The sequence below is a fragment of the Acinetobacter genomosp. 15BJ genome, assembly GCF_000400715.1.
Taxonomy (GTDB): domain Bacteria; phylum Pseudomonadota; class Gammaproteobacteria; order Pseudomonadales; family Moraxellaceae; genus Acinetobacter.
This window is the reverse complement of record NZ_KE007347.1, coordinates 1,809,680-1,836,581: the sequence shown is the minus strand read 5'-3', so window position 1 is coordinate 1,836,581 and position 26,902 is coordinate 1,809,680. Positions and strand designations below refer to the sequence as shown.

The window sequence follows — 26,902 nt, the reverse complement described above, 5'->3', positions numbered from 1 at the left end:
GACAATTCTAAGCAAGCTACTGGCTTTCTAAATCATCTATACGATGACAAACCAACATACTGTAAACGTCCGCCTCAAGGTTGTTTTCTAAATCATCTATACGATGACAAACATATCGGTGACAGTGTTAAGACTAGATTGATTTTTCTAAATCATCTATACGATGACAAACGAAGTATCTCACTCCAACAAGGTTGAACTTGATTTCTAAATCATCTATACGATGACAAACGCTATATTCACATCTTTGCTATTTATGCAATTTTTCTAAATCATCTATACGATGACAAACGACGGTGTGCAAATTGGCTACTACACGATTGATTTCTAAATCATCTATACGATGACAAACATCCGAACCGCCTTGGGCCTTGTTCACGATGTTTTCTAAATCATCTATACGATGACAAACACATACGTTCAAGCTTTTCAATGTCACAGTTATTTCTAAATCATCTATACGATGACAAACGTGGTGGCATCACCCCTGTTGTCGGCATTGATTTTCTAAATCATCTATACGATGACAAACTCTAATGCATGAGTGGAAATGCGTTCAGGAACTTTCTAAATCATCTATACGATGACAAACTGGAAGTGCCATAAACTCAATTGGACTCGATATTTCTAAATCATCTATACGATGACAAACTACTTAGATTTCCAGTAACTGTACGTTCAACATTTCTAAATCATCTATACGATGACAAACGCTTTGGGTTGAGCGAGCCATGACTGAGGTAATTTCTAAATCATCTATACGATGACAAACTCTGTTGATGCATTCGCTGCTGCTAAGTACCATTTCTAAATCATCTATACGATGACAAACGAATAACCTTGTTCGATAGTGCGGCTGGTATTTTTCTAAATCATCTATACGATGACAAACAAAGCCATATGTAGAACACCAGTTAATCGTTTTTTCTAAATCATCTATACGATGACAAACTTTCTAGAGAATAAGGGTCATGCTGAGGCTAATTTCTAAATCATCTATACGATGACAAACGTCAAGCGTTCTAAAACAAAGCGCTCTCGTGTTTTCTAAATCATCTATACGATGACAAACCAGGGCGATGTTATCTATGTAAATCCCGATAATTTCTAAATCATCTATACGATGACAAACGTGATATTCTAACGCTCATAGAGTCACGGTCGTTTCTAAATCATCTATACGATGACAAACACCACAACACTGGCATGTGTACTTATCTCTAATTTCTAAATCATCTATACGATGACAAACAACATAAGCTTGACCTTTGTCACCAACTTGTATTTCTAAATCATCTATACGATGACAAACTGATAGGTCTACTGCGCAGAATCGGCTCTATTTTTCTAAATCATCTATACGATGACAAACGTAGGTGGCGGGATTAACCAGTTAACATCAAATTTCTAAATCATCTATACGATGACAAACACAGGATCGAAGGGCTGGGTGAATTTGAACCGTTTCTAAATCATCTATACGATGACAAACTAGGGCGAGGTGCAGCAATTGGAACGGGTGTATTTCTAAATCATCTATACGATGACAAACTGCATCAGCCCTTAATTGCTCAATTAGAGAAGTTTCTAAATCATCTATACGATGACAAACATTAGCTAGCTTGCTCCAATATTCAGATAGATTTTCTAAATCATCTATACGATGACAAACATCTGTGGAATATAATCATCTGGTACCTGCTTTTTCTAAATCATCTATACGATGACAAACAGAAAGTTGCTCGATTCGGATGGAATGGTAAGTTTCTAAATCATCTATACGATGACAAACGTAATCTAGCTTCAGCTCCTCCACCTCGGTCTTTTCTAAATCATCTATACGATGACAAACATCCATACAGCAATTAAGCACCCTGACCTATTTTTCTAAATCATCTATACGATGACAAACTGTTCTAACAAGTTTAATTACACTAGCGTGCTTTTCTAAATCATCTATACGATGACAAACTGGAATGGTTTTTACATAACGATGATCAAGAATTTCTAAATCATCTATACGATGACAAACTCAACGCCTAACCGACATGTTTGATTTTTTTATTTCTAAATCATCTATACGATGACAAACGAGGGGTTTCTCTCCAGTCGAGAGAAGGTAAATTTCTAAATCATCTATACGATGACAAACTTACGTATGACGAGGCTTTCATCCTTGGTACTTTTCTAAATCATCTATACGATGACAAACATCACATGAAAGATTTCTATCTGTCGTTCAAATTTCTAAATCATCTATACGATGACAAACTTTTTACGTCGAGCTTTGGCTGCAAATATAGATTTCTAAATCATCTATACGATGACAAACTGGAACAGGCGTTAAAGGTTTGTCCCCACTGCTTTCTAAATCATCTATACGATGACAAACAGGGTCATTGATATACTTCTCATAGCGAGAAATTTCTAAATCATCTATACGATGACAAACGTATAGTGCACCCTTAACGATGTGTTGATGTTTTTCTAAATCATCTATACGATGACAAACAGCACCTTTGCGGCCACGCCGTGCACGTGCTTTTTCTAAATCATCTATACGATGACAAACCTTTTGGTCATGGACAAAGAGACCATCCAAAATTTCTAAATCATCTATACGATGACAAACGAAAAGAATAAGCTATTTTTGACCATGTTGCTTTTCTAAATCATCTATACGATGACAAACCGTTTAGAGTCTGATCGATTACGTGCACTTTTTTTCTAAATCATCTATACGATGACAAACGTACTGCATACCACAACGCACAATCTAATTAATTTCTAAATCATCTATACGATGACAAACGATAATAGCCATCAGGACAATTCGTATTGTTATTTCTAAATCATCTATACGATGACAAACGTTCATATTTACCGTTGCTCAAAGATTTGACATTTCTAAATCATCTATACGATGACAAACTAGAGTTAAGTTAATACAAAACTCTTAAAATCAATTATATAAGTTTTTAATGAGTGAAAATACTTCGTTATGAGGTATAAGTTTTAATCATATGATTTTATTTAATTTTACTGCATATATCAGTAATGAAGCTAAACATGTAATCCAAAAGATCTTGATCTTGGCAGGTTTCAATAAGTTGCATCCGGAATTCTTTTTGATTTAATCCTTTTGCGGCACATGTAAAAGCGATTGGCATCACAAAAGCATCTTTAACCAGATCGGCGAGATCAAAGACTAGACCTCCACGACGTGTTTTACCATGCAGAATAGGGAGGGCAAAGCTAATTCCCATGCCATTTAAAGCCACTGCTGCATAGCCATAGGCAATATAGTTTCCATGATCGAGATAACTGTTGGCGATATCAACAATAGTATCGTGAGAGTTTTTACCTTCATCACGCGTAAACTCAAGGCCAAAACCTTTAGCAAGTTGTTTATATAATGCTTTGGCCCAACGTCCTTCGGCAGCAAGTAATTCCTGTTGATTTTCGGAACGATCAATATCTTGTTTAAATGTGTTTAAAGCGTTCTCATCAATATAAATACCAGATTGAATCAAATCAAAATTCTTTTTCCAAGCCTGTGATACGAGGGCAATACGTTCGAGTAATAATATTTTTGCCATGAGTAAGCGCGCGTCATCTTCTAGCCATGCTTTCATCCAGATTTGCATATATTCAGTAGGTCGATATTCACTTTGTGGCGCTAAAAATGTTAAGTCTAATGATGAAAATAAAGGGGAACCTCCAGAACCGCAAAATCCAACCATGACATTGGATTCTGCTAAACGCCGAGCAGCTGCATCTGTTAAAGAACTGCCTTTGCCAAGGAGTAAAAAGGCTGTGTTTTTCTCGGGAATATTATAAAAATATTCCACAGGTTGTGAGTTCTCCGTCAAGTAAACAATTCGATCATCTTTTAAAACGACACGAACTCTTTCGAGATAAAATACGCAGGCACGCTTTGAAAGCATAAGTGGGCGGCTGCGTTCTTGACGGAGTTGACTCATATTATATTTCCTTAAAAGACTGGAAGAGCAAAGGGGCTTTCCTTACGGGCAAGGCCATAACTGTCTGGTAAGCCGTATCCCGCATTTTCGCTGTCCTGCACATCAATAATCACTGTAAAACCATGACCTGTACTGCTGACCACCTGAAAGAAGGGCATTTCTTTGGCAGTTTTTAAGCGTCTATCTCTTAAAGGTTCATTTTGATGAGAAAGCTTTGTGCGTTCAGCTTTCTGAGTTGGAATACGAAACTTTCGATAACTTTTCCAACCAGAAATTTTGGCAGCAGGAACAGCAATTGCGACACCTAAAAAGGTATAGTCGCGAATTTTCCAGTGTCCTTTAATTGCCTCGATTAACCCATCTAACTCCTCCTGTTTTTCTGCAAAAATTCGCAAAATATCAAAGTTAGGTTTAGCTGAACGACCATTTTTTTTCTCAAACTGTTCCTGCTTCGCTTTCAATTTATCGGATATCTCCAACGCAAGCGCGTAATGCGCAGGTAGTTTTCGAAATGCACCATGAATGACGGTGTAAATTTGATTACGAATATGGCCAAGTTTTAAATCCGTATCATCTGATGACTCAAGAACACGGATATCCAGATAATAATTGGCATCCATGATTATTCACCCTCAGAGTACACGCCACCACGAATTAAACATGCAATCAGGAACATGCCTTTTTCGCTATTAGGGTCAAGCTCATCAATTTCTTTTAAAATATCGAATGCAGAAACTTTGTCTTTACTCACACGATAGAAAATCTGTCCTTCTAGATTTGCCCCATTAGGCTCTACTGCAATTGGCTTTTCATCGTTTTCTTTAAACTGTGGATACCAGGTATCAATTGTTCTTAGCGCATTTCCGATTTTTTGGTCCCGTAATGCAGCTTGACCTAGATATTGGTTGTCATTGGCTTTGTGGTCTGGTTTTTTTGGTGTTAATTGATATAAAGATCGAGAGAAACCTTTTGGTTTATCTTCCAAGTAATTCTGAGATGGGAAAACTTCTACACCACCCATTCCGAAGTCAACAATCGCTTCAATATGCAAGGCAGCACTTGTTGATTCACCTGTAATTCCTTTTAACAAAGTGTCTGCTAGTTTTTGTTCTTGTTCAGATGGTTGATCAAAACTCTTAAGGTTATAAGAAAGTGCATCAAAGCTAAATGTTTCATGGTGGTCCTGAGCAGTCACTTGAATGGTAATGCTTTCAGCGACAATACGATTACGCCATAACCAACGACCATTCACGATATTACGTACATAACGACGTACAACTTCTTTAAGTCCATCGCTTTCTTTGGCGCGATTTACAAAATTTAAGAAAGCTTGGCGGAAATTATATTCTTCGCTTTTGTCAGCACCCGCTTTAGAAGCACTTGCAAACAGCACATAGCTTAAATCAATAAAACGGAAGTCCCATTTCACTAAAAGTTTGGCTTTAGGTTGTAATTTTGCAGATTCGGTCAACTGAATATTGGTGACTTCGCGAGCCAGAGAATTACCTGTTGCAGCACCTTTTTCTTTATTACCTGCGACATTTTGAGTCCCTCGGATACCATGATACATCACATGTAATGGTTCTTGTTTGCCATCTTCAAATAAGTTAAAAAACGCCCCATCACTCAGTACTGTGCCGCGTTGTAAAGAAAGGCTACCTGGTAATTTCTTAAAAATTGTCATGTAAAAAATTCCTTATGTTCAAAAATGATTTATGCATTAATGCAATTTTGTTTTAAACGAAAAATGTCGTCTTGCGGCCAGTGATAGATCCACAATAATTTTTGCAAGTTATGCCAAGTGTCATCCTCAGCCTCAGTATTTTTCCTTAGAATCTCACCTAAAGAAAAATACTGAACAATGCCGGTAAGCGGTTCTGCATAGGCATGTGCTGTCGTTTCCTGATCTTGTGCTTGGCGAATACCAGCTCGTTGGTCTGTGAGTGGCTCAAGCAGGGCGTACCCCAAATTAGTTGCCGATATCCAACTTAAATTTGGGTCATTAAAGAAAGCTCTAAGCGCATCTGCTTTTAATGCCAACAGTTGGGTAAAGGCCTGAACACGATTTATCTGTCGACGTTGCTGATATTCAACAAGCAAATCTTGTCGATCTAAAATGGCGAACCCAGTTTTGATTTTCTTTAAGGCAGTTTCTAATTCATTTTCAGCATGGGTGGTAATATCTAAAAAATCGATAATTTGTCCGCCAGCAAAACGGCTACGTTTCAGTATGTTTGTTAGTTTTTCTGGACTAATTCGAGAGCTAGAAAATTTAATCACAAGGCTAAACTCTAAATGACAAGATGCAGTTGGTTGTAAAGACAATGCATATTTATTTTTAGAAGAATAGTCCTTTTTACCAATAAACACGGCACCACGACGTTGAGCAGGCGTAAAGCGGCCATAGGCTTGCCCACCTAAACGCTGTTGGTCATGATGAATATAAATAATGCCTTGTTCTTGAGTGCCTAATTGTCTTGCCAAATGATGTGCAAACATGTTGGCTGCAAATACAGGTACACCGCCTAATAACAGGCCATTACTTTGCATATTTGCATTTTGTACTCGCATACGAGGAATAACGACATAACGACTCATCGAATAATCTCCCGTAAACGACGGGCGATATAACCTTCAGCATTGCTATCTAGGCTAATCGTTATAGTTTCATTATTGATTTCGATATCAAAGGTTTCATTGGTGATTTTTCTAGCTAAATAATCTGAGAATTTAATTCTCCAGTGATCATCTCTTAGCTCGGGATCAATCAAACCTTGTAAAACAAATGAAAGACTCGGATGAACCCAGAATGAAGGACGCTCAATTTCTTCCATACTTGGTAAAATTGATTCAGCCTCTTCTAAAATATTTTTTTGAAAAGTCGCCTGTCTTAATACATCTTTAGCAAGGATATTCAGGAAAATAACTTCCTGATCTCGTACATCTCGATTGGTCGAAGGAGCGAAAATCTCGAGGTCATGCCAATTTTGAATGGTATTGGTCGCGGTGATAATAAGGTGGCGATTTAAAATTTCTGACCACTCTTTAATCGCTTCTTTTGCTCGTTTAGTTCCATGAAGAAGTTTTATCTTGCGGGATAGCCTTATGGTGAATCCGTTATAGAAAATTGCTAATGCTTGGCGTACTTTTTCACTTGCTTGAGGGGCATCCACTGTAATAGGGCGTTGCATTGAACGCACTAGGCTTCCGACATTTTGTGGATTGGCTCCGCCTATACCAAAAATAGCAGTTTGAATGCGGTTAAACTCACTGTCTTTTGCTTTGCGTAATTCATTTACAGTATCAACTTCCTGGTTCACAAGATAATTTACACCGGCAGCAGTAAGTGGACTCACTGAAACATATTCACCATTTTTGGGAATTAAAAGCTGGCGCATACGTATATCAATGTTTTCTGTACCTGCTTGATACGGCTCATTAAAAACAGATGAAATGGATGGCTTGAGCTGTTCCACTTGTTGTTGAAATTCTGCGTCTTCTGAACTGATCTCATCATTAATCATGGCCGCTTTTACGACTTTAAAAATAGAGGCCGTTTTACCTGCATTTGCTTGATAGTCAGTGGGAATCAGAAAGTCTTCGTTTAATAAAGTTCGAGCACTAAGATAAGGTAAATCAAGTGCTTGTTGCTTACTTAAACGAATCCCGCCTTTCTCAATATTGGAATTAATCGTTTTTAAACTAAAGTGCACTGATTCTTCTAAGGCATTTATAAAAATATCAGTTTGTGGTTCAGGCATTATCTTCCCCGTTTTTGTTATCCAGCCAATTTTTAACACATTATTTGAGAAATTAGATAAATATTGAGTATTATTGCGACATCAAATGTCGCAATAATATCTTCGTAGATTTAAGAGCAAAATCTATTCTTAAAATATGTTAGACCTTTTAAAGTGACTCTAACTTGTAAATGTGGAACTACTATGCATGTAGAGTGCTTTATATTTATTACCCGATGGCACAAGATTTCTCTATCTACAATATTTTGATATGACTCCCATGCAGTTTGCTTACTTCGTTTAAAAATAAATTTATTCCTGTATAAAAGTTCAGTAAATACTTTAGGAGATAACTTTAGAAGTTTTGCTGACATACTCAGTGAAAAATCAGGTGATGATTTTTCTTGATTTGACAATGGATTTATATGTTCTGTGATAAGATTACTCATGAGTAAGCTCCTTTTGATACGAGTTAACTTGAAGAGCAGCACAAAAGAGTTGAGATGCTTTGTGCTGCTCAGTTCATAATTCATTATGACTAGTTAAATTTTTATATCAATCCAACAATAATCTAGTCTCGGGCGTTATTTTTGTATTTACATTTATATTGTTGTTATTCATTGAGATTTTAGATGTAACAAAAAGTAATCCATCTAAAGCGATGGTCAATGAGATAGTTCTTAAACAAGAATCTAGTCTCTTTCTCAACTACTTATACAGTAGTCAACAAAAAAGATTATACAGAAACGACTACAACTACTTGCAACTATTTGTTAAGTACAGATAAGCTAAAATATACTTTCAAAACGACATGAGATGTCGCTATAAGGCTATATCTTTTTATCAAAACTTTCTCTTTTTAAAACAAACCACTATATTTTACTAAACAGACATCTTAACAATAAACTATGCATGTGATCATTAATTCGGCATGTGAGAAGCGTGCTTTAAAGAAAACTCGAGCGATCTTGGATAGCTATGCGATTCGTACAGGACATTCATCTTGGCAAGCACCCATGACCATGGATGGTTTAAAAGAAATTCGCAGCGCACTCAAAAAAGTCGCCACTCGACAGACTGCGGTAGCCGCCTATATTAATTTTGGTGTACGAAGAATGAAGCTGGTATGGGTTGTGGGCGCAAAACATAAATTTGCCCATGACGGTGCATATCTAGTTGCATCGACCAAAAAACAACAAAAGTTATTGATGCTAGATGAATGGGTCAAAGCTAGTAGCTTGTTGGCAGGTGCAGCAGGGGACATGCATGATATTGGTAAGGCCTCACAACATTTTCAAAACAAATTAAGTCCAGAAATGGCAGGGCAAAAAATTAGAGATGATATTCGACATGAATGGCTGTCTCTAAAATTATTGCAACAACTCAGAAAAAATGGGTGGGACTGGCAACTTGCCTGGAACAATTTAGGTAAAGGTTTAGATAAATTTACTTTAGGTGAACGACAAGAAATTGAACAGGGAATCCAAAACGAATTAGAAGCAGTCGATTATTTGATTGTGACACATCATGGCTTATTAGGCGTGGAAGAAGCTTTAAAAAATGATCCATTGGCCTTACCTCACTATGAAAATCATGTCCGTAAATTAGTTCCAAGTCATGAACAAATGAGCTGTGCCGGTGAATTACCAGACTCTATTTTTAAAAGTCATCAAAAACGTATGCAGCGTTTAACTGCATTAATATCAAAACAAAAAACAGACCCGCTTTTATATTGGAAAGCCTTAGCACTACATTCACGAGCAGCTCTGATTCATGCCGATCATATTGTCTCGGCCCAGCAATATTCTTTGCAAAAGCCTGAAAATATATCGTTATTTGCCAATACCAAGCTTAAAACTATAGACCCAGACAAGAAAGCCAAATTACAAGATCAACCACTAGAATGGCATTTACACCAAGTCGGAGATCGGGCTTCACGCATCGCAGTTCAAATGATGACTGATTTGAGTTTATCTGGTCTATCTGAACAAACAGTTGAGTACATTTGCCAGCCAACAACTCATCCACGTTTCCAATGGCAAAATATCGCAGCAAATGCATTGCAAAAGAATATACAGAAGCACCCTGAAACACCGGCACTGGTATTTAATATTGCAGGGACAGGAAGCGGTAAAACCCGTATGAATTTGCGCGCTGCTTGTACTTTACGACCAGATGACCCAAGACTAGCGATTGCGCTTAATTTGCGTTCTCTAACTTTGCAGACTGGGCATGCACTTAAAACATCTATGAATCTATCGGAAGATGAAATCGCCGTGATTATTGGTGATACTGTTACTCAGACTTTATTCGATCAAAGTAAAGAGAAAATTGAGTTTGTTGATGAAGATGAAAATCATCCTGAGCCTATGTTTGATGCTTGGGGCGAGGACTGTGAATTACCTGAATGGTTACATCCATTGTTTACGGTTGAAAAAAATGGACGTAAAGTTTTAGATCAAAAGGAAACAACCATTCTTGCTTCACCATTATTGGTGTCAACCATTGATTATCTGATTGCAGCGGGTGAACCTCATCGACAAGGACATCACGTTAAGGCATTACTCAGAATAATTAGCAGTGACTTGATTTTAGATGAGGTGGATGGCTATGAACCTAAAGCACTCATTGCGGTGTTGCGTTTAGTTCAGCTCACTGCTTTGTATGGTCGGAACGTAATTTGTTCATCTGCAACCTTATCACTGACCGTTGCCAAAACAATTCATCGAGCCTTTGAGTCTGGTATGCAGATGCGAGCTGCTCTTTATGGTACCGAGAAAAAATCAAGCATTGCGATTATTGATAATGAGCTTAAACCCCAAGTGTGGTTAGAGCAGTCAAATCAAAAATCAGAATTTAATACAAACTATCAAAAGTATTTAGATAATTTACAAGCTCACTTGCTCTCTAAGCCTACTCATCGACTGGCTCAGTTGCTTTCATTACGTGAAACGACAGTTTTATCGTGGAAACAGTCGGTATTGGAGGGAGTAAAGCAACTTCATCAAGTGCATGCCTGGCATTTTAAAAAGACTGAAAAGAAAATTTCTTTGGGGCTAATACGGGTTGCCAATATTAAACATGCAATTCGACTTGCCCAATTTTTGTCAGATCACTTACCTGAGGCAAATATTGCTTGCTATCATGCAAATGACTGGCTTATTTCAAGGTTTTATAAAGAACAACGTTTAGATCAGCTTTTAACACGTCATAAAGACGGTAAAAAAAGAAAAACGGGTAATGAGCAGATTGAGCAAGATGATGAAATGATTGATCACATTCAGAAATCTAATTCTCTAAATAATCTATTTATTGTGATTGCAACACCAGTGGAAGAAGTCGGGCGAGATCATGATTTTGATTGGGCGATTATTGATGCATCAAGTGTACAATCCATTGTACAAACAGCAGGTCGAGTCAATCGTCATCGATTAGAAAAAATACAGTATGCCAATATCATGATTCCACAGTGGAATTATCGTTATTGTGAACAACGAGACATTGAAAAAAATAAGCAACAAACTAAACAACGCAGATCTGTATTTGTCTATCCGGGTTATGAAGGATATGTGTCATCGATAACATCTACTTATTCATCCCAAGATTTAAGCGAGCTTTTACCGTGGGATAATCAATCTCAATTAGTCATTAATGCTCGATTGCGTTTTGATCAGCTCAATTGTTTATTTGCAAAATATGATGATCAACAAATTAAAAGTTTTTGCCAAAATTATTTTAATGATCAAGGGGAGCAATTATTTTCTCGGGGTGATGTAGATGCCAGTATTATGACTGAGAATATCTATAATTTAACGCCATTACGTGAACGCAATTACCAAGAAACCTATAGGTTTGAATGGGCTGAAAGCTTAGTCGTTAAAAAGCAGGTGTATGGTTTTGATGAGAAAGCAACCAAGACTTTAAAATATCCAAAATATGGTTTGGTATGGGATCAAGTGGTATTCGAAGAAATTCCTGCTAAACCTCAAGCATGGTTAGCTCTCGATCCACAACACATGCAAGATTACTGTGATAAGTATCATATTGCCAATGAGCAAGGCTGCCGCATATCTTTAACACCTTACAATAGAGATGAAGTACCTACGTGGTCTTATGATTATGGCTTTGGTGTGATGCAAAAAAGTTAAATATAAATTTTATCTAAGCTTATCTGTGGATATACCTTATTTAACTTGTAAAAATATTTAATATTAAAATTTTAGAGTTTACATATGTTTTTCCTAATATTATTGAATTCAGAATTCATAGACTATTAAGAAATGTACAAAAAGTAATGGGTCAAGATTGGGTAAATTTAAGCTTTTCAATAAAATAAAAACAATATTTTATCAACCGTATTCAACTGACGCCACCTCCACCGAATATTGCCCGAAATCCTTCGATCGGGTAATTGAATCCTAGGACTATCATTTATTTTTATAACGACTAGCTTTGACTTCAATATAACAATGCTCTAACTGGTTTGTATAAGCTTTTTTTTGTTAATTTTGACAACTGAAATGATATCTATTGCATCTTAATATTCTTTGAGTGATAGCATCTATACTTACCGCTGTTATTAGCCAATGTGTTGTGTGAAAAAGAATGATGACTCTAGATTGGATGCTTCAAAGTAAAGAAATTTCTACAACTATGAATACTGCGACTTGGATTCCTCTAAAAGCATCTAAATTTGATGAAAGTGGGGATATTGAAGCCGCGGGTTATCGCTCAGATTTTTTCTCATGTGGTTCGATTGCTTTTTTTTCAGGAAAACGAGCTGTTGCAGATCAATTAACCTGGAGAGAGGTAGGTGGTAGTCATGATTTCCTATCCTCAAAAGATAAAGATGGCCATTATTCTTGCATCGAAAACTTTGAAATAAATGGTAACGAGGTTGCGGGAGTACATCTGGTGTTTGACTATCCTCAACCAGTGCTTGGTGGACGGAAGTGGATATTGAACCCTGATCTTATTGTTGCACTTGGGCTGATCAAAGACGGAAATAATTGGGTAAGGCCTGAAGAAAATTTTGTTGTCGTTGCGCGAGAGATATTGGATAAAAATGGCGATCATCTCTTGATTGAGATAAAGCGAGAGTTTCTACTTGATTATTTGGCAGCACGAAAACTTTCACTTCGGTTGTATTGTTGCTATCAAAGAGCAGAAAGTGTCATCTCATTGAAAGATAGTCCCTATAAAAATCAAGTGAGCAGAGTAGAGCAGCAAAATGGTGGGGAGTTTGATCTGTTGATCAGAACGCTAGATGAGGTTTTTAATCGTGGTATTGAGCTACACCAAGATGATCTTGAGAATATTGATAAGAACGCTGATAACGTTGAAAATGTAAAACGTGTTTATGAAGGCGTTCGTATAGAAAGTGTCTTTAGACGGGATGAATGGATCGAGCATGAAAATAAAAGTACTCGGGTGAGAGGGGACCAATAAGCCCTTATTTTTCGTACAGCATTGACTATATTGGTTTATATTTTTTTTGATTCTTTAGCAATATTTAAAAGATTCTGAGTTACTGCGGTGCCTCGGTATCTTTTAAATATTCGGTCATTGAGTTGAAGCATTATTTTAGCTGGATTTGGCTTATCGAAAGTATGTATCTGAACGAATTGAAAAGTATTTACATGAAAAATGATCTAAATTGTTAAGGAAAACCCTAAAAGTCATATGATTTTTAGGGTTTTATAAATCTTAGTCCATTATTCTTATAATAATTTATACAATTCTAAATATTAGAGACATTAATTAAAAAAGTCTCTCAGATCTGAGAGACTTTTTATATCTTCTTTAGTTAATGGATAATTGCAATTTCTAGAACAACTAAACCAATCAAAGGGATAAAATTAAGGAGTAGGAAAATAAATCAGTGCACTAATCTATTCTCTATAATAACAGCACCTTAAATCAGTTGCTTAGGCACTCATAATAAGAAATTATTTATTTTTTGTCTCAGGTTCTTTTGAATCCTGTGGTTTCGGAGAGTCTTCAGGTTTAGGAGTGGTAGGAGTATTTACCTGAGTGTGTTCATTCGCTTGAACTTGATGTGCCGCTTCGTTGTCTTTAGTCGCTTTCTTAGAAAAATATTTAAAATCAGACATTTTAAACTTCTGTGTTTGGCTATGGAGAACCCATAGTACGTGGTTATTTTGCTTACACTACAGTGGATTTAAGATGTATTTGTAGGGATATGTAGGTGAACTCAACAATATATCTCTGAAATGTTTCTTAAATAAAATCAAATAAATATTAAGCGTTGATTACTATAATTTAAAAACTGTTATCCGCTCTCTATAATTTCAAGGGCAGGTACATAAAGATCACAAATCTAATATTTAAAAAAATTAATTACTTAGACGTGGTATTTATAAAACCATATTGTAAAGTAATTACTCCTAATGAAAAGAAAGCAAAAAGGTTTAAATGCACAAGAATCAAATTGGTCAAATGACCAAGATTCATCTCTTATAGAGAACAATTCAATGACTATTGAACAAGTTATGTTATTTCTGCCATTTAGTGGAAATGAAATTAAAGCAAGAAAACAAATTCTCGGTCTTTATAAGCGACATAGACAAATGAAGGTTAATTGGTGATGTTTGGTTTTTTTGTTAGAAGTCATTTTTTCTAGTGCTTTATGAATCATAAAGGGAGGTTATCAAAATGCACTCACAAAAGATGTTAAGCGAAATAAAGAGACTGCCTTGTGTAATTTGTGGTAATTCATCTGTAGAAGTAGCACAAAATAATCAAGTCGACCTTTTAAAAGAGTCAAGTACTAAAGCAAGTGATTTCTTCACAATTCCGCTATGTAGGAATCACCATATTGAATATGATCAGTTTCAAAAGATGAACCGATCACAGTCAGTTGAATGGTTTAATCAAATGCTTGAAAAGACTGAGTTCATGTTGGTTCTTAAGAATCTGGATGATGTTTTTTAATATGGTTTCTATACTCATAAAGACATAATCCATGACAATTTTAAATAGGATTTATGATGCTCAAGTTGAGTATGAAGAGAAATATAACGAAGTCCCTGAAATTTTGTTTGTAAGTCTTCTAACTTATGAAGAAATATACAAAGAGCCTCAATCTCTGGAAGGTGTTCCTTTGACAATTGCTGGATGTGAGTTAATTATTGTAGAGAATATGCTAGGGGACTTTAAGTACTTAACTCATGTAGATTTAACTAAAGCAATTAACGCATACAAGGCTAATCCTAAAGACTTAATTTTAATTAGAAAATTTGAAAAAATTGAGAAAAGTGCAGGAAAAAATTTAAGTACACGCAGAAATGATCCAAGGATGATTGGTGTCCAATTTTATATTCAGCATGAGCTTATTGATTCTTATCAGCGACATTTTGGGAATAAAAATTTAAAGTTCTAATCATCAAAAATTCAAGAATTAGGCCGTATTTCCTGCCAGTGATAAGGATTTCTATAATCTTATGAAAAAATGCAGAGACAACAAAAAATTGTTGAACAAATGAAAACGTGAAATTTAATTCTTACAAGATTTCCTGAAAATGACAACTCTTATGGAAACGTTATTTAATCCGATAGGTTCATTAATGCTTGTAACTATATGAATATGCGATATATGCAAATTAAATAAATGTTTTAAATTTTTAAAGAAAACACATTCAGCATGAACATGCCTGTACTGGCTTTTAACGACTTCATTTTAACCATTTGCAAAATTACCTTTAAACATAGGAATATTTTATGCCACAAAAATGACTACCGAACCCCAGTAACGAGTATGTGCGAATACTCATTGTAGATGTATGAGATATGAATCTGTAAAAGGTTAAGCTAGGGCGTCTTGGGATGTAGTATGTTAGTCTAGTTGTTCAACTGAATTGAACAAAACAACCTAAACTGGTGAGCCTATGAGTTTCACAATGTGGTTACAAGAATTAGATAAGGATATTGAAACTAGAACTGAAATTAGAATTACTGTGGATTCAGAAGTCCAGCCATCTTATATGTCAGAATTTGATGGTGGAATAGTTGAAATTGAATCTAATGGATATTTCTCAAATTGTGATGATGCAAGTTTTACAACCGATTTTGGGTTGAAATTGAAAATAACTAATAGTGAAAAATATTTAAATATATTTATTCCTACTCAAGAGGAAAAAAATGAAGATACTAAACAAATGGAAGTGGTAGAGCTGAAACTTCAGACAGGTATGAAAGTAAAGGTTTATAGATCTAAATTAGGTTTTTCATATTTTGCTGAAGTTAAATCTTACTAATTAAAGAAAATCCTCAAAGACGTTACAGAACACCTTATGCTTAATGAGTAATTACGGGCTTTTTAATAACTTCATTTCAACCATTTGTTAAAATATCATGGATAAATATGAACAAGTTGCAACTTGGCGCTGCTTAATGCGTGTTTGGTCGGAATTTATGCATATCGAATTTTGGTGCTGCAGTGTAATCATCTGGGGAGAATTCATGCAAAAATTGAGTTGCTTCCTCATTGTCGCATCTCAGCCAATTGTTTCGTCTATCTCGCGGAATAACAACAACAGATCTTTTTTCATTTTCAGGAGCATGAAATTGCTGCATGAAAGGGTGTGAATCGGCATTGATGGTAAGCATCGTCATAGAGATGATTAGTTTACCGTTAATATTTGATTGCTCATAGAGTCCAGCGACTGTAAAAGGCATTCTGTCTTGTCGATAAATTCCATACCATATAGCTTTGCCGTCTATATATTTGGGTTCAAATATAGTTTCAACCGGTATTAAACAGAATTGATTATTCTTCCAAGCATTCTTAAAGCTGGGTTTAGTAGCAATGGTCTCACATCGAGCATTAAATGTATTTTGAACTCTTTCCAAATCCTCAGTCCAAAAGGGTATCAGACCAAAGCGGGCAGAGTGCCATTCAATATTATCGTATGCAGAAATCAAAATTGGTGCATTATAACTTGGATAAATATCTGAATTGTAATCGAAAGTAGGTTCATAAAGATCGAGAAGATGCGCACGATTTTTTGAAATTGGTTCGTAATTTGAACACATGTGAATCACCATTTATATAAAGTGAGTGATATTTAATATAGCCGGGTTTAATTGTATACATGGAAATAGTGTTTAAAATTCTATAATATTTATTGGTATCATGGGGTTATAGCTTATTAAAGTATTAACATGGATTTTAAATATATAGTTTTACATTTAATATTCTCAAAGTGAATACATTTCTTAGAGATAGGATTAATGTAGTGGTAACTGTATGTTTAGTTGTCTATTATTGAGATAATTATGAAAGACGGAATTTATTTGCTTACATTTAAAAGCCAAGATAAAGACTTTGGGAGTGGGATTCTCGTAGTTGATGATAGTTTGGTTAATGGAGGAGATACAATCTATTCATATAATGGAGTAATTGAAGAAAATAGATTGGTTTTGATTCTAAATAAACACAATGTAAATGTCCATTCTATTTTTGGGAATTTCGGATCATTAAAAATTAATCTAAGTTTTCAAGAAGATGATCAAGGTTATATTTTGCATGGAAATGTAGAAAATTTACAACCAGTTCCTTTGCTTGTGCAAGCAAAATTAATTGGGAGAATTGAATAAATAAGATATTAATCTGCTGTAATTTATATTTTAAATAGAAATTTTTTAATTTAAATTTTAAAAAATCATATACTTAGAGTCTATTTGTGCTTTTGCATGATAAGTATAAATCAATAAAATAGACAACATGTTCTTTTGTTGTCAAGAAAACATAAAGTAGAGTAAAAATGGAAAGTTATCTAGAAGTAGCGGAAAAGCTATACAGTTCCTTATATAGTAGAAATATACTGTCATCTAAATCAAATAATTGGTTGAATTTTCTAATAAAAGAATTAAAGAAAGAAATGGTTGGAACAAATATTCAACTAAAATTTAATTATATTTATTTTAGACAAGGATTTAAGAATGAAGCTAAGATTAATTTTTTAAGTCTTGACATCAGTCTGATACCAAATTGTGAGAATAAGTATGAATTTATTCTTTGGTTAGCTGTGTTTATTGAAAAAATAACAATAGGAGGGAAGAAAACTCCACCTGCTATTAAATTAAATGTTCCATCTGAGTGTGGTTATCTGGAATATCTAAGTAAATTTTCTAAAGAGCGTAGTGATAGAAATAAAGCTGAAATACTTTCTGGTTTTAATTCTAGAGAATTTTGTGATAATTATAAAAGATATAGAAATTTTATTTAAATTTAATAATTTTTATACCAAAGAATGCTTATGTTTATTAAGTTGTTAGAGTGGTTATATATTTTTGCTTACAAGTAAGTGTATTTAAGTTATATCTATAATTCTGTTAAAGGCCTATGGTGGTTGTGTGTTAGATAGTTATCTACACTTCATTATATAGGAGAGACACTAATGTCTCAGAATCAAGATAATTCAAAACAACAGGCTAATCAGAAAAATCCATCACCTGGGCAGCAACAGCAGTCTGAGCCAAAAAAAAATCCACCTGAACAGCCTGGCTCTCAACAACCCGACACAAAACAACCTAAAGAGAGTAATGAGCAGCATAAATAATCATTATTATTTTAAGATTGTATAGGGTTATACCTATTTATAGAGAGCTTAAATTAGCTCTCTATTTGACGTGATAAATTATCTATAATCAATTTCCTGTTTTTTAGTGAGTAATGCGATTTATAAGAGTAAATAATGATGATTTGGGTATTTGCAATAATAGTGATTTGGATCCTATATATTGTATTCGGAGAAAATATAAGAAATAGGAACAGAGTCCAAGAGTTCTCTAATTTTACATTAAATATTGTAGGGAAGATTTTTTATGAAAAAGATGAAGAGTATGAGCATGAAATTATTGTTTTGCTTCATCAAAATGATCTAAAAACAGTTGTTGGAATTGATAGTGAAAAATTCATTAAAGTTAAGAAAGATGCCCTAGTTGCTCAAGAAGAAACAGGTGAAGTAGGTGTCTACATAGATGCAATGAGAGTCGGTTATTTGAATACTGATAGTGCCAAATAATTCTGCAATTTTATAAAAACAAAGAACCTATCTAAAAATGATGCTTTTGAAGTTGAAGCAATTATTATTGGAAATCCAAAGGGCGATAAGTGGTATGTTAAGCTAAACATGCCATGCAAAATGCAAAAGTTTAGATATAAGATTTATTGATTCCGATAAAATGAATAAAAACAAATGATTCGAAAAGATTTTTGTCTTAGGAGTGAATCGTAATTAGTGCACATGGTGTTCCTCCTTATACATCTTCTTAATACTTCTTTTTTTAGTTTTAAGGCCTATTTTATTTTTATCGCTATGCATCTATTTTGCATAACCTTTCATCATCTACCAAATAGTCGATGAATAAAGCAAGGCAGCAGGATTTTAACAATAGGCTTTGGACTATGTCGCACAGCGCAACTATGACAATGCCAGTTTTGAGGTGGGAAGGGCATGAGGGGTTAGATAGTATTGAAGTGTTCTATTCAAATGCGACTCGAATAGAGCAGACTCATGACCTGCCCATGCTCAGAATATCCATAAAGGGTTGTAGCAGTTGGTTCAGAGCTTAAATTAATGTTTATAAGCTAAACGTCATATTTTAAGAGTCTTTATTTTTTAAATATGCTTGCAATTTAATCCATATGGATTATTATTTAATCTATATGGATTAGACCTGAACAGGAAAGTTTGAGGTCGAGAAACATAATGCTGGAACACAGTGTGTGATCACTGATCGAAAAAGGAAGATATCTAATGGAAAGATCAAATAAATTAAGAATTGGAATATTGCTAACAGTTCTCGGTTCAGTAGGTTTAAGTGCGTGTAATGATAGTGACGATTCGAACAGGGTTAGTGTACCCACTCATCCAGAGACTGAATTAACCGATTGTATGTGGCAGGATTCAGTCACTAGTAAAACTCATAGTGGTGAAGACCCACTAAATTATGCCTTTCCCGATTCTAATGTAACTTACTGGTCATCAGAGTTTATCGTTCCTGAAGGCGCAAAGGTAATGATTGATGGTGATTATCCATATTCACGGCACTTTTCCTTGGTCAGCTATACTGCACAAGGTGAACGTGTGAATTCATTACTGGATCGAGCGATTGTTCCGAATCAGGGTTCAACCAATCCATTTTTGGTAGGAAATAACCGTTTAGGTAAAGACCGTGCCTATTCAGCACAACTACAGTTGGCAGACTTGCCTGCTAATCCTGCAACAAACACACTATATGCACCTAAAACAGCTAATAATAAAGTGGCAATTTTATATCGTGTCTATGTGCCAAATAAAAATATGAATCAAAAGGGAAATGTCAGTTTTCCCAGATTTAAAGTTCAACTTGCAAATGGTGACGTGAAAAAAGGGAATGATGTTTGTAATGTATTACAAGTGAAAAAAGGTCCTATTGATCGTATCGCCACAATGCCATTAGCAAACACTGTAGCTGCATTTAACCAGAACCGATATACAGGTTTTCCAGCCCAACAGGAGCCCAAATGGTATAAGGCATTTAGTGCCCTAGATAGCTTCAAATGTATTTATAAATTCGATCCGATTACAAAGACTCCAATAGATAAGTGTGAGGGGTTAACGGTAACACCTAAACTCGGTTATTGGGCAACTCCTGATAACGAATATGTTTATGCGGCAACCAGTAGAAGATTAGGTAAAGTGGTTGAACTTCGGGGTAAAATACCAACTACCGAAAAAACATTTAATAATGAACAGTTTGTGCAAAAAACAGATATTCGGTATTGGTCAATCTGTACCAATGAGGTAATTAGTACAGCAACCAATTATTGTCTGTATGATGAGAATATCCAAAAAATTGATAAAGATGGTTTCTATACGATTGTTGCTTCTTTACCAGAAGATCGTCCAGCCAACGCTCGTGAAGAATGTGGTGTATATTTCCTTGAGTTAAATCCACGAGGAACAGGCTATACAGCAGAAGATGGAAAGGCATTTGGACATGCTGACTTTGGTTTGTTTATCATGCGGAATTTATTACCAAGTTCTGAATTTACCCATGCTGTTCAGAATGTAAAAGTGCCAGGTGAAGAGAAGACTGTGATGGGTGATTATCTGCCAGATATAAAATATACTTCTAAAGAAGCTTTTGAAACAAAAGGCTGTTCTTAAGGCATAGCCAAGGATAGAACAATAAACCAATCCCTTAAAAAGATTGGTTTATTTTTTGGATTGCCAGAGTAATTTCCAGATTTATTTGAACTATTGTATTGAAGGATTTAATGAGCAAACAAACTAAAGAAAAATTAATTGAGGCAGCGATTGTTCTTTTTTCACAAAACAATGTTGAAACAATGTCTGTGCAAAAGATCAATGAAATTGCAGGGGTCGCAAATAAGTCAGCCCTTTATTATCACTTTAAGTCCAAATGGGGCTTAGTTGAAGCTGCTCTTGATCATGTTATGCAACCTTACATGACGGAAAGTTTGAAATTGCTGAATGAGATCCCGCCTAATGATATAAAAATTTCTGATGTGGTGGATGCTTTAACAAAGCCTATGGTGCAAATACTCTTGCAGGAAAATGGAATTCATTATATTAAATTTTTTTCTAAAACGGTCAGTGCTGGAGATGAAGGACGTGCCATTGTCGCCAAGACTTTAGTTCCCATTTCAAAGAAAGCTGTAGCGTTATTACAGCTTGCACTTCCTGATGCTGATCCTGATGTTCTTTCCTTAAAAGTTCTATTTACTTTTAATATCGTTTTAAACGTGATTAGCGATATTGGCCTTGAACAGTTCTGGCCTACCACAATAAAAGATCATCGAATCTTGGGTAAATACCTAAAAGACTATATTGAAGGTGGTATTGCTTTTAAAACTAATGATATTTATAAGTGATGTATATATTCATCAATCAATATAACTTTATGAAATTTATACAGGGAGGAAAAACTTTGCAGTTTCTTGTAAATAGCTTTATATTCTTAGAAGACATTGAATTTCAAGGTTTAACAGAACTATCCTAAGTTCAGTTTTGGTTAAAGAAAGAGTGAATATTTTTGAGGAGTTTTACACAAACAGAAGCATCAACAAACCCAAAAATCTAGGTATAATAAAGAATTACTGCAATGGGTGCTGGTTTAAATATGGATATTTAGTTTAAGTAGAAGTTTTTAAAAGTGTTGGTAATACTCTATAAGTAAATAAACCATAATCATGTTTAGAAGTAATATAAGCCTCATTAATTTACTCTTATAAATTTAATATTTCAACTATATAGCTTAACCCTCTGTATATGAAAATACAGAGGGTTAACTTTATTAAGCTAATTTCTGATAAGGTTCATACTGAAGATCAGCAATTTGTTTGTCCCAGAATTGCTGCCATAGATCGCAGTACTCAAAACAGATTTTTGTGATGAAGTCATAGTCTTCTTCTGTACACGCTTGGGCTAAAACAAACCATAAGTCATCTTCATGGTCATCGTCTGCTGCTTCAGCTGTTGCATCATGTGATACTCCATGAACATAGTAATAACCGCTATCTACATCGTAACCAATAGCATGAGTGGCGTGACGCAATGCTGGGCTAAATAAAATGACCTCTTCTTCAGCAACAGCTAATAGAGCGGTAACAGCTTTATAGTCATTAAAAGAGTTTTCTAGATATGATCTTACTTTTTCTGAAATCATAGAAGGTTGGTAACAGTTCCGATCGTCTTGACTAATTCTAAAATCATTTAATACATCCTCGAATAGAGGATAATGAGCATATTCAGGATTACCTGAATAATATCCTTCATCATCTAATCCTGGTCGAAAGCCAAACTCATCAAGAATGTTTAAAGCCAGTAGAAAACGTGGATACATCTTGGAACCCGATTTTAAACGTGGTTCGAGTTGTTTAGCTTGGAACTGTGCCATGAGTAGAGCATCAGTAAACACTTGTACAATTGCATGGCGATATTCTAGATGAATTTTCTCTAAAGAAACTTTATCAATCACTCCATCATTAAGAATTTGAATTGCTGGATGCCTTGAAACAGGGTGTTCAGAAATAGCCTTACGCAACTGACTTAAAAAAACTGTATTTTTTTCCCAAATTTCAGCTGGGATACTCTTCTTTATTCCTTCAATTGCATTTTTTCTCGGGTTATTAAAGTTCTCAAATTTTACTGTCATGATCTATTCCTTATCAGTTGATTTTATTACTATCCTGTATGCTTATGATGATCTGGCTTATTGTTAATGAGGCTCAAATCCAAAGCTATTTTTTATTGGATAGAGAAAATATAAATTCATTTATATTTAAAATCAATTTTTAATGATACTAAATTAAATTATTTTATCGAGGGGAAGTTTTTTTGAAAAAAAATTGGACATGTTAAATTTTACTTAAAAACTTATTAAATAGACTTGAAAGTCTATAGGAGAGTAGTTTAATTTGTTACAAACAAAATATAAAAATAATATTTTGTTTTGCTAGGTGGTTTTTAAGTATAATGATAAATATCACTTGATAAGATCAAGCTTAATGACTGCCATAATTAGCTCTGTCATTAAGCTAATGAAAGTGTAAAAATTAAGGGATAATAAGTTATGTCAAAAAAAGAAGATATTATTGTAACTGCATTAAATTTATTCAATCGATTTACTTATGGTTCGATTGGGGTCGATAGAATTATTCTTGAATCTGGAGTAGCGAAAATGACTTTTTATAAGTATTTCCCTTCTAAAGAAAAGTTAGTAGAAGCATGTTTAATAAGAAGAAATGAAAATATTCAAACAGCAATTCTAGGTGAACTCGAAACATACCGGGAAAGTGATGCTTTGGGTAGGATTAAAGCTATTTATTCATGGTATGTAAATTGGTTTAAATCAGAGGACTTTAATGGTTGTATGTTTCAAAAAGCTACAGTTGAAGTTTTGAAACAGTATCCATCTGTTATACATCCGATTGAGAGTTATAGAACCTGGTTACATAACTTATCAGAAGATTTATTTTTAAAATTAAATGTTTCTCAACCTCAAGTTTTAGCTTCTATGTTTATTAACATTCTAGATGGAATGACTGTATATGCAAATGTCAACCAAAACTATGAGCAGATTGAAGAATCGTGGAGTTACATTGAAAGACTTGTAAGTTTAGATCAGAATAAAGATGAATTACCAGCAGCGAGCTAATTAAAAGGAAATTATTATTTTTTTCTAAATGGTAAAATATGTTGGTTTTAGAATTTGGTGCAAATTTTACTAATTTATAAAACTTTTTTAAGAAATATTATTTAAACCATATTTCAGATTTTATGCTAATTAAAGTAACTCTGAGGGTGAAGCTATAATTATAAATATGAAGGTAGTAAACCTAAATTGTTAGGATGACTACACTACTATTAAACTACTTTGTCTGCCATTGCACTGACCTTGCTGAGTAAAGTACACCAAAGCTACCCATCACTTATCTACTACGTGGACCTGACACTACGGGATGGTACATACCTGAAAGATGCGATTACTTCAGCCAAGCAAATTGATGAACAAAGCAAGAAAGCTGGTTTTTATCAGGAGGCTTTAGATCATATGGCATGACAAGGCTATGGCAACGCTAAATTTGAAGTGGGAGGTGAAGAGGTGTTAGATATTGTTGAGGCGTTTTATACGGAAGAGTCTAAATTAGAACAGTCTCAGTAAACACATGACCTAACAAATGTTCAGGATATCCAAAAAGGTTTGCAGCAGTCGGTGCAAGCTTTGAATTAAACATAGGTGGAGGCTATTGGTCTCCATCTATGTTTTCATTATGATTTATTTTTTCCACACAATTGGCTTTGAGAAACGAAGAATTGGGGGGTAGGGAATACAAGCTTTTTAAAAATCCCGAAGAGGGTAAGTATCGTGAGAAAGTTCATGATCCTATATCTGTTCAGGATATCCAAAAAGGGTTGCAATAGTCGCTTCAGGCTTTGAACCTCCTATTATTTCAACAAAATCAATGCTTGATCACATAATCGGTTATCGCGTGGCAATATATGAGAGGCGAATGTTTGGTTGGGTCAATGTCGCAATTGGTGTTTTTACCATTTTAGGCTTAATTGGGGTCAGTATCAGTGACTTGTTAATGTGGCTAAAATGTAAGCCGCACCAGACATTAGGAATACACCCATTTTACCTTATCATTTAAGTTTGTCGCTAAAAACTGTGATGGGGATTTTTGGTGTTTTATTGATGGAAAGGTTTATCTTTAGCTGTATTCTTGTGATTGCTAATTATCTTGGGCTAGCTGTATCAATGTGATAACTTTAATGAGTCAGACACTCTTTGGCTCGTTATTATTTACTAAAGGATTACTTTTTTTGTTTTTGAAAAAAGCCATAAGAATAATTATCTGATTAACATGGGAAAGTTATGAGGTTAATTACAAGTTTCATCTTTTTACTGCTCATGGTTCAATATTTTTTTAGTCTAAAATATGGCTATGACTATAAGACGGGATGTTGGACATTGTTGTTTACAGCCACTATCAACCCGTTGTTGTATTTTATTGGAAAATTTAATAATGAGGTATTAATTGTTTCCAGAATAACTTTCTATGCAATTGCAGGGGCGGTGGTCACCCTCTGTTTTCACCCTTTACTTGATTTCTATTCATTAAAAAGTTCTAGCTACTCTTTACTTGACTGGGCTGCATCTAATGATTCAAAGATCATCATTTCTGAGGAAAAAGCATGGTATGGCATGTGGTACGCGAAACTGTTATTGGCTGGGTTTGGCTCACTGGTCGCTATGACCATGCATCAACTTTTTGAAGATGATTAATCATCTATTTTTAGAACAACATCCGCACTTTGGGCAAGGTTGCGATATTACCATGTAGCATCGTGTGACTTACTTTTATGTCTGCCATTACAACTGACTTTAAGGGGTAAGAGCACAACACAAAGCTATCGTACCCTAATCTATTACGTTGACATAACCTTACGTAATAGGTTAAACCTTCATGATCCCCAAAGCATATTGACGAGCAAAGCAAGCTAGCAAGGTTTTATCAGGAAGTTTTAGATCATGTGGCATGGCTGAACTATCAATGCCTGTTTTGAGGCAGGAGCTAAAAAGGACATGGATATTGTTGATGAGTTTTGCATGTGTGAACCGAAAATAGAGTTACCTCGACGTGAGCCATCCTACGGATAGTCTGAAAGGAAAAGGGCCAACATTGGGTAAATTTAAGTTGTATAAAAATAAAATATAGATAAAACAGAATGTTATTTTTTAAATTCAACTGACGCCATCCCACCAAATACTTAAATCAAACTGAATCACATACGTTCATAGCTAATAAAAATAATTTAATTTCAATTATTTAGATTTTGTTTTTTGTTTATCCGATATGATCTGACCTAATTTTTGCTTTTTAAGGGGCAGAATTGGAAATTTTGACTTTTAGTATCCATATCTTGATTAAGATATAAACTCAAATCCTTTAGAATTTGAGTTTATTGATAACACCATCTGATCAATCTGAAGACAGAATGATAATCTAAAGATCATTAAAACAGACTAGAATGAATCAATCGTAATAAGGTTATCATAAGGCAATTTCCCAACTCTCGGGTAAGGTTGCGATGCTGATTTACCAACAGCAATCATTAAACACACTACATGATCTTCAGGTAAGTTAATTAGCTTTGCCATCGCATCAAAGTCAAAACCATCCATAGGGCAACTGTCTAAACCATGTTCTTGAGCAAGTAACATCAACGTTTGAGCAAAGATACCCGCACTACGCATAACTTCGTCACGTTGGGTTTGCGGGCGGTCACGGTAATATTGGTCAATTGCGCCAACCATAATATTTTGAACTTCTGGAGAAGCCCCATCCCATACATGCTTCGCATCAACTTCCCACGTACTGACTTTTGCACATAAAACAATCAATAATGATGATTCTGTAACTTGTGGCTGATCCCAGGCAATTGCTCTTATCTGCTTTCTTAATTCAACATTCTCAACCAACACGGGTCGCCAGTGCTGAAGGTTAAAGGCACTCGGTGCATTTTCCATGACACTGCTTAATAATTTCTTTTTATCTGCATCCGAGATTTTGAAATCTGGGTCAAAGCGTTTAATGGCACGGCGTTGTTGAATTGCATCGATTACATTCATAAATTATAT

Annotated in this window: 23 protein-coding genes, 2 pseudogenes and 1 CRISPR repeat array; of the genes and pseudogenes, 15 read left to right on the top strand and 10 right to left on the bottom strand. The window is 34.9% G+C overall.

What is annotated here, in order from left to right; translation table 11 throughout:
- Nucleotides 1-24 precede the first annotated feature (24 nt).
- Nucleotides 25-2,932: a CRISPR direct-repeat array (repeat unit 28 nt; unit sequence TTTCTAAATCATCTATACGATGACAAAC).
- 97 nt (nt 2,933-3,029) lie between these two features.
- The 6 genes from cas1f to F896_RS20505 form a co-directional block, all read right to left on the bottom strand.
- The gene (gene cas1f / locus F896_RS05725) at nt 3,030-3,983 is read right to left on the bottom strand and encodes a type I-F CRISPR-associated endonuclease Cas1f (protein ID WP_016164446.1); all 954 of its coding nucleotides are present in this window, start codon (nt 3,981-3,983) and stop codon (nt 3,030-3,032) included.
- An 11-nt stretch (nt 3,984-3,994) separates the two neighbouring features.
- On the bottom strand, nt 3,995-4,603 hold the full coding sequence (locus F896_RS05730) for a type I-F CRISPR-associated endoribonuclease Cas6/Csy4 (RefSeq protein ID WP_016164445.1): 609 nt from the start codon (nt 4,601-4,603) through the stop codon (nt 3,995-3,997).
- A 2-nt stretch (nt 4,604-4,605) separates the two neighbouring features.
- Nucleotides 4,606-5,667 (bottom strand): type I-F CRISPR-associated protein Csy3, encoded by a 1,062-nt coding sequence (gene csy3 / locus F896_RS05735; RefSeq protein WP_016164444.1) that lies wholly within the window; start codon nt 5,665-5,667, stop codon nt 4,606-4,608.
- A 29-nt stretch (nt 5,668-5,696) separates the two neighbouring features.
- Nucleotides 5,697-6,581: a type I-F CRISPR-associated protein Csy2 gene (csy2, locus tag F896_RS05740; protein ID WP_016164443.1), complete on the bottom strand. Its 885-nt coding sequence runs from the start codon at nt 6,579-6,581 to the stop codon at nt 5,697-5,699.
- Nucleotides 6,578-7,744 carry a hypothetical protein gene (locus F896_RS05745; RefSeq protein WP_016164442.1) on the bottom strand — a complete coding sequence of 389 codons (1,167 nt, stop codon included), beginning with the start codon at nt 7,742-7,744 and terminating at the stop codon, nt 6,578-6,580. Before F896_RS05745 ends, csy2 begins: the two co-directional genes overlap by 4 nt.
- Nucleotides 7,745-7,854: 110 nt before the next feature.
- A complete protein-coding gene (locus F896_RS20505) occupies nt 7,855-8,172 on the bottom strand; it encodes a phage antirepressor KilAC domain-containing protein (protein ID WP_081402384.1) in 318 nt (105 codons plus the stop codon).
- 459 nt (nt 8,173-8,631) lie between these two features.
- Here F896_RS20505 and cas3f point away from each other — a divergent pair, with 459 nt between their 5' ends.
- Together cas3f and F896_RS05755 are read left to right on the top strand one after the other, a co-directional pair.
- Complete coding sequence (gene cas3f, locus F896_RS05750; protein WP_016164440.1) at nt 8,632-11,871, top strand: type I-F CRISPR-associated helicase Cas3f; 3,240 nt, start codon at nt 8,632-8,634, stop codon at nt 11,869-11,871.
- A 457-nt stretch (nt 11,872-12,328) separates the two neighbouring features.
- A complete protein-coding gene (locus F896_RS05755; RefSeq protein ID WP_050576730.1) occupies nt 12,329-13,171 on the top strand; it encodes a hypothetical protein in 843 nt (280 codons plus the stop codon).
- Between the two features lie 500 nt (nt 13,172-13,671).
- On the opposite strand, the gene F896_RS21065 is transcribed toward F896_RS05755, so the two are convergent.
- Nucleotides 13,672-13,836 carry a hypothetical protein gene (locus F896_RS21065; protein ID WP_016164438.1) on the bottom strand — a complete coding sequence of 55 codons (165 nt, stop codon included), beginning with the start codon at nt 13,834-13,836 and terminating at the stop codon, nt 13,672-13,674.
- 297 nt (nt 13,837-14,133) lie between these two features.
- Here F896_RS21065 and F896_RS0119990 point away from each other — a divergent pair, with 297 nt between their 5' ends.
- The 3 genes from F896_RS0119990 (at nt 14,134) to F896_RS05770 (ending at nt 15,999) form a co-directional block, all read left to right on the top strand.
- The gene (locus F896_RS0119990; RefSeq protein ID WP_032882298.1) at nt 14,134-14,331 is read left to right on the top strand and encodes a hypothetical protein; all 198 of its coding nucleotides are present in this window, start codon (nt 14,134-14,136) and stop codon (nt 14,329-14,331) included.
- Between the two features lie 377 nt (nt 14,332-14,708).
- Nucleotides 14,709-15,125, top strand: a complete 417-nt coding sequence (locus F896_RS05765; protein WP_016164436.1) for a hypothetical protein — start codon at nt 14,709-14,711, stop codon at nt 15,123-15,125.
- A 517-nt stretch (nt 15,126-15,642) separates the two neighbouring features.
- Entirely contained in the window at nt 15,643-15,999 is a 357-nt protein-coding gene (locus F896_RS05770; protein WP_016164435.1) for a hypothetical protein, read from the top strand.
- A gap of 133 nt (nt 16,000-16,132) precedes the next feature.
- On the opposite strand, the gene F896_RS05775 is transcribed toward F896_RS05770, so the two are convergent.
- Nucleotides 16,133-16,777 carry an SOS response-associated peptidase gene (locus F896_RS05775; RefSeq protein WP_032882297.1) on the bottom strand — a complete coding sequence of 215 codons (645 nt, stop codon included), beginning with the start codon at nt 16,775-16,777 and terminating at the stop codon, nt 16,133-16,135.
- 243 nt (nt 16,778-17,020) lie between these two features.
- On the opposite strand from F896_RS05775, the gene F896_RS05780 reads away from it, so the two are divergent.
- The 6 genes from F896_RS05780 to F896_RS05795 all read left to right on the top strand — a co-directional run bounded on the left by F896_RS05780 (nt 17,021) and on the right by F896_RS05795 (nt 21,629).
- Nucleotides 17,021-17,341: a GrlR family regulatory protein gene (locus tag F896_RS05780; RefSeq protein WP_016164433.1), complete on the top strand. Its 321-nt coding sequence runs from the start codon at nt 17,021-17,023 to the stop codon at nt 17,339-17,341.
- Between the two features lie 167 nt (nt 17,342-17,508).
- Nucleotides 17,509-17,973, top strand: coding sequence for a hypothetical protein (locus tag F896_RS05785; RefSeq protein WP_016164432.1), 465 nt, complete (start codon nt 17,509-17,511; stop codon nt 17,971-17,973).
- Between the two features lie 171 nt (nt 17,974-18,144).
- Complete coding sequence (locus F896_RS21060) at nt 18,145-18,306, top strand: hypothetical protein (RefSeq protein ID WP_016164431.1); 162 nt, start codon at nt 18,145-18,147, stop codon at nt 18,304-18,306.
- Nucleotides 18,307-18,441: 135 nt separating this feature from the next.
- Nucleotides 18,442-18,771: a hypothetical protein gene (locus tag F896_RS0119985; protein WP_016164430.1), complete on the top strand. Its 330-nt coding sequence runs from the start codon at nt 18,442-18,444 to the stop codon at nt 18,769-18,771.
- A 735-nt stretch (nt 18,772-19,506) separates the two neighbouring features.
- Nucleotides 19,507-20,901 carry a hypothetical protein gene (locus tag F896_RS05790; RefSeq protein ID WP_016164429.1) on the top strand — a complete coding sequence of 465 codons (1,395 nt, stop codon included), beginning with the start codon at nt 19,507-19,509 and terminating at the stop codon, nt 20,899-20,901.
- Between the two features lie 110 nt (nt 20,902-21,011).
- Nucleotides 21,012-21,629, top strand: a complete 618-nt coding sequence (locus F896_RS05795; RefSeq protein ID WP_016164428.1) for a TetR/AcrR family transcriptional regulator — start codon at nt 21,012-21,014, stop codon at nt 21,627-21,629.
- Nucleotides 21,630-22,051: 422 nt separating this feature from the next.
- Here F896_RS05795 and F896_RS05800 read toward each other — a convergent pair whose 3' ends face one another.
- Nucleotides 22,052-22,912 (bottom strand): hypothetical protein, encoded by an 861-nt coding sequence (locus F896_RS05800; protein WP_016164426.1) that lies wholly within the window; start codon nt 22,910-22,912, stop codon nt 22,052-22,054.
- A 417-nt stretch (nt 22,913-23,329) separates the two neighbouring features.
- Between F896_RS05800 and F896_RS05805 the strand changes: the two genes are divergently transcribed.
- The 4 genes and pseudogenes from F896_RS05805 to F896_RS20500 form a co-directional block, all read left to right on the top strand.
- Nucleotides 23,330-23,914: a TetR/AcrR family transcriptional regulator gene (locus F896_RS05805; RefSeq protein ID WP_016164425.1), complete on the top strand. Its 585-nt coding sequence runs from the start codon at nt 23,330-23,332 to the stop codon at nt 23,912-23,914.
- Between the two features lie 214 nt (nt 23,915-24,128).
- A pseudogene (locus F896_RS0119980) lies at nt 24,129-24,490 on the top strand (hypothetical protein); the annotation flags it as partial.
- Between the two features lie 645 nt (nt 24,491-25,135).
- Nucleotides 25,136-25,546, top strand: coding sequence for a hypothetical protein (locus F896_RS05810; protein WP_016164424.1), 411 nt, complete (start codon nt 25,136-25,138; stop codon nt 25,544-25,546).
- 6 nt (nt 25,547-25,552) lie between these two features.
- A pseudogene (locus F896_RS20500) lies at nt 25,553-25,891 on the top strand (hydrolase or metal-binding protein); the annotation flags it as partial.
- Nucleotides 25,892-26,287: 396 nt separating this feature from the next.
- On the opposite strand, the gene F896_RS05815 reads toward F896_RS20500, so the two are convergent.
- Nucleotides 26,288-26,893, bottom strand: a complete 606-nt coding sequence (locus F896_RS05815) for a nitroreductase family protein (RefSeq protein WP_016164423.1) — start codon at nt 26,891-26,893, stop codon at nt 26,288-26,290.
- Nucleotides 26,894-26,902 lie beyond the last annotated feature (9 nt).

Excerpts from the sequence above, each read along its gene's own strand:
- F896_RS05775 (WP_032882297.1), bottom strand. The coding sequence starts at position 16,777 with ATGTGTTCAAATTACGAACCAATTTCAAAAAATCGTGCGCATCTTCTC.
- F896_RS05780 (WP_016164433.1), top strand. The coding sequence starts at position 17,021 with ATGAAAGACGGAATTTATTTGCTTACATTTAAAAGCCAAGATAAAGAC.
- F896_RS20505 (WP_081402384.1), bottom strand. The coding sequence starts at position 8,172 with ATGAGTAATCTTATCACAGAACATATAAATCCATTGTCAAATCAAGAA.
- F896_RS05730 (WP_016164445.1), bottom strand. The coding sequence starts at position 4,603 with ATGGATGCCAATTATTATCTGGATATCCGTGTTCTTGAGTCATCAGAT.
- F896_RS05815 (WP_016164423.1), bottom strand. The coding sequence starts at position 26,893 with ATGAATGTAATCGATGCAATTCAACAACGCCGTGCCATTAAACGCTTT.
- F896_RS05810 (WP_016164424.1), top strand. The coding sequence starts at position 25,136 with ATGAGGTTAATTACAAGTTTCATCTTTTTACTGCTCATGGTTCAATAT.
- F896_RS05800 (WP_016164426.1), bottom strand. The coding sequence starts at position 22,912 with ATGACAGTAAAATTTGAGAACTTTAATAACCCGAGAAAAAATGCAATT.
- csy2 (WP_016164443.1), bottom strand. The coding sequence starts at position 6,581 with ATGAGTCGTTATGTCGTTATTCCTCGTATGCGAGTACAAAATGCAAAT.
- F896_RS0119990 (WP_032882298.1), top strand. The coding sequence starts at position 14,134 with ATGAAAAGAAAGCAAAAAGGTTTAAATGCACAAGAATCAAATTGGTCA.
- F896_RS05745 (WP_016164442.1), bottom strand. The coding sequence starts at position 7,744 with ATGCCTGAACCACAAACTGATATTTTTATAAATGCCTTAGAAGAATCA.
- F896_RS21065 (WP_016164438.1), bottom strand. The coding sequence starts at position 13,836 with ATGTCTGATTTTAAATATTTTTCTAAGAAAGCGACTAAAGACAACGAA.
- F896_RS21060 (WP_016164431.1), top strand. The coding sequence starts at position 18,145 with ATGTCTCAGAATCAAGATAATTCAAAACAACAGGCTAATCAGAAAAAT.
- F896_RS05765 (WP_016164436.1), top strand. The coding sequence starts at position 14,709 with ATGACAATTTTAAATAGGATTTATGATGCTCAAGTTGAGTATGAAGAG.
- csy3 (WP_016164444.1), bottom strand. The coding sequence starts at position 5,667 with ATGACAATTTTTAAGAAATTACCAGGTAGCCTTTCTTTACAACGCGGC.
- F896_RS0119985 (WP_016164430.1), top strand. The coding sequence starts at position 18,442 with ATGATGATTTGGGTATTTGCAATAATAGTGATTTGGATCCTATATATT.
- cas3f (WP_016164440.1), top strand. The coding sequence starts at position 8,632 with ATGCATGTGATCATTAATTCGGCATGTGAGAAGCGTGCTTTAAAGAAA.
- cas1f (WP_016164446.1), bottom strand. The coding sequence starts at position 3,983 with ATGAGTCAACTCCGTCAAGAACGCAGCCGCCCACTTATGCTTTCAAAG.
- F896_RS05790 (WP_016164429.1), top strand. The coding sequence starts at position 19,507 with ATGGAAAGATCAAATAAATTAAGAATTGGAATATTGCTAACAGTTCTC.
- F896_RS05770 (WP_016164435.1), top strand. The coding sequence starts at position 15,643 with ATGTGGTTACAAGAATTAGATAAGGATATTGAAACTAGAACTGAAATT.
- F896_RS05755 (WP_050576730.1), top strand. The coding sequence starts at position 12,329 with ATGATGACTCTAGATTGGATGCTTCAAAGTAAAGAAATTTCTACAACT.
- F896_RS05795 (WP_016164428.1), top strand. The coding sequence starts at position 21,012 with ATGAGCAAACAAACTAAAGAAAAATTAATTGAGGCAGCGATTGTTCTT.
- F896_RS05785 (WP_016164432.1), top strand. The coding sequence starts at position 17,509 with ATGGAAAGTTATCTAGAAGTAGCGGAAAAGCTATACAGTTCCTTATAT.
- F896_RS05805 (WP_016164425.1), top strand. The coding sequence starts at position 23,330 with ATGTCAAAAAAAGAAGATATTATTGTAACTGCATTAAATTTATTCAAT.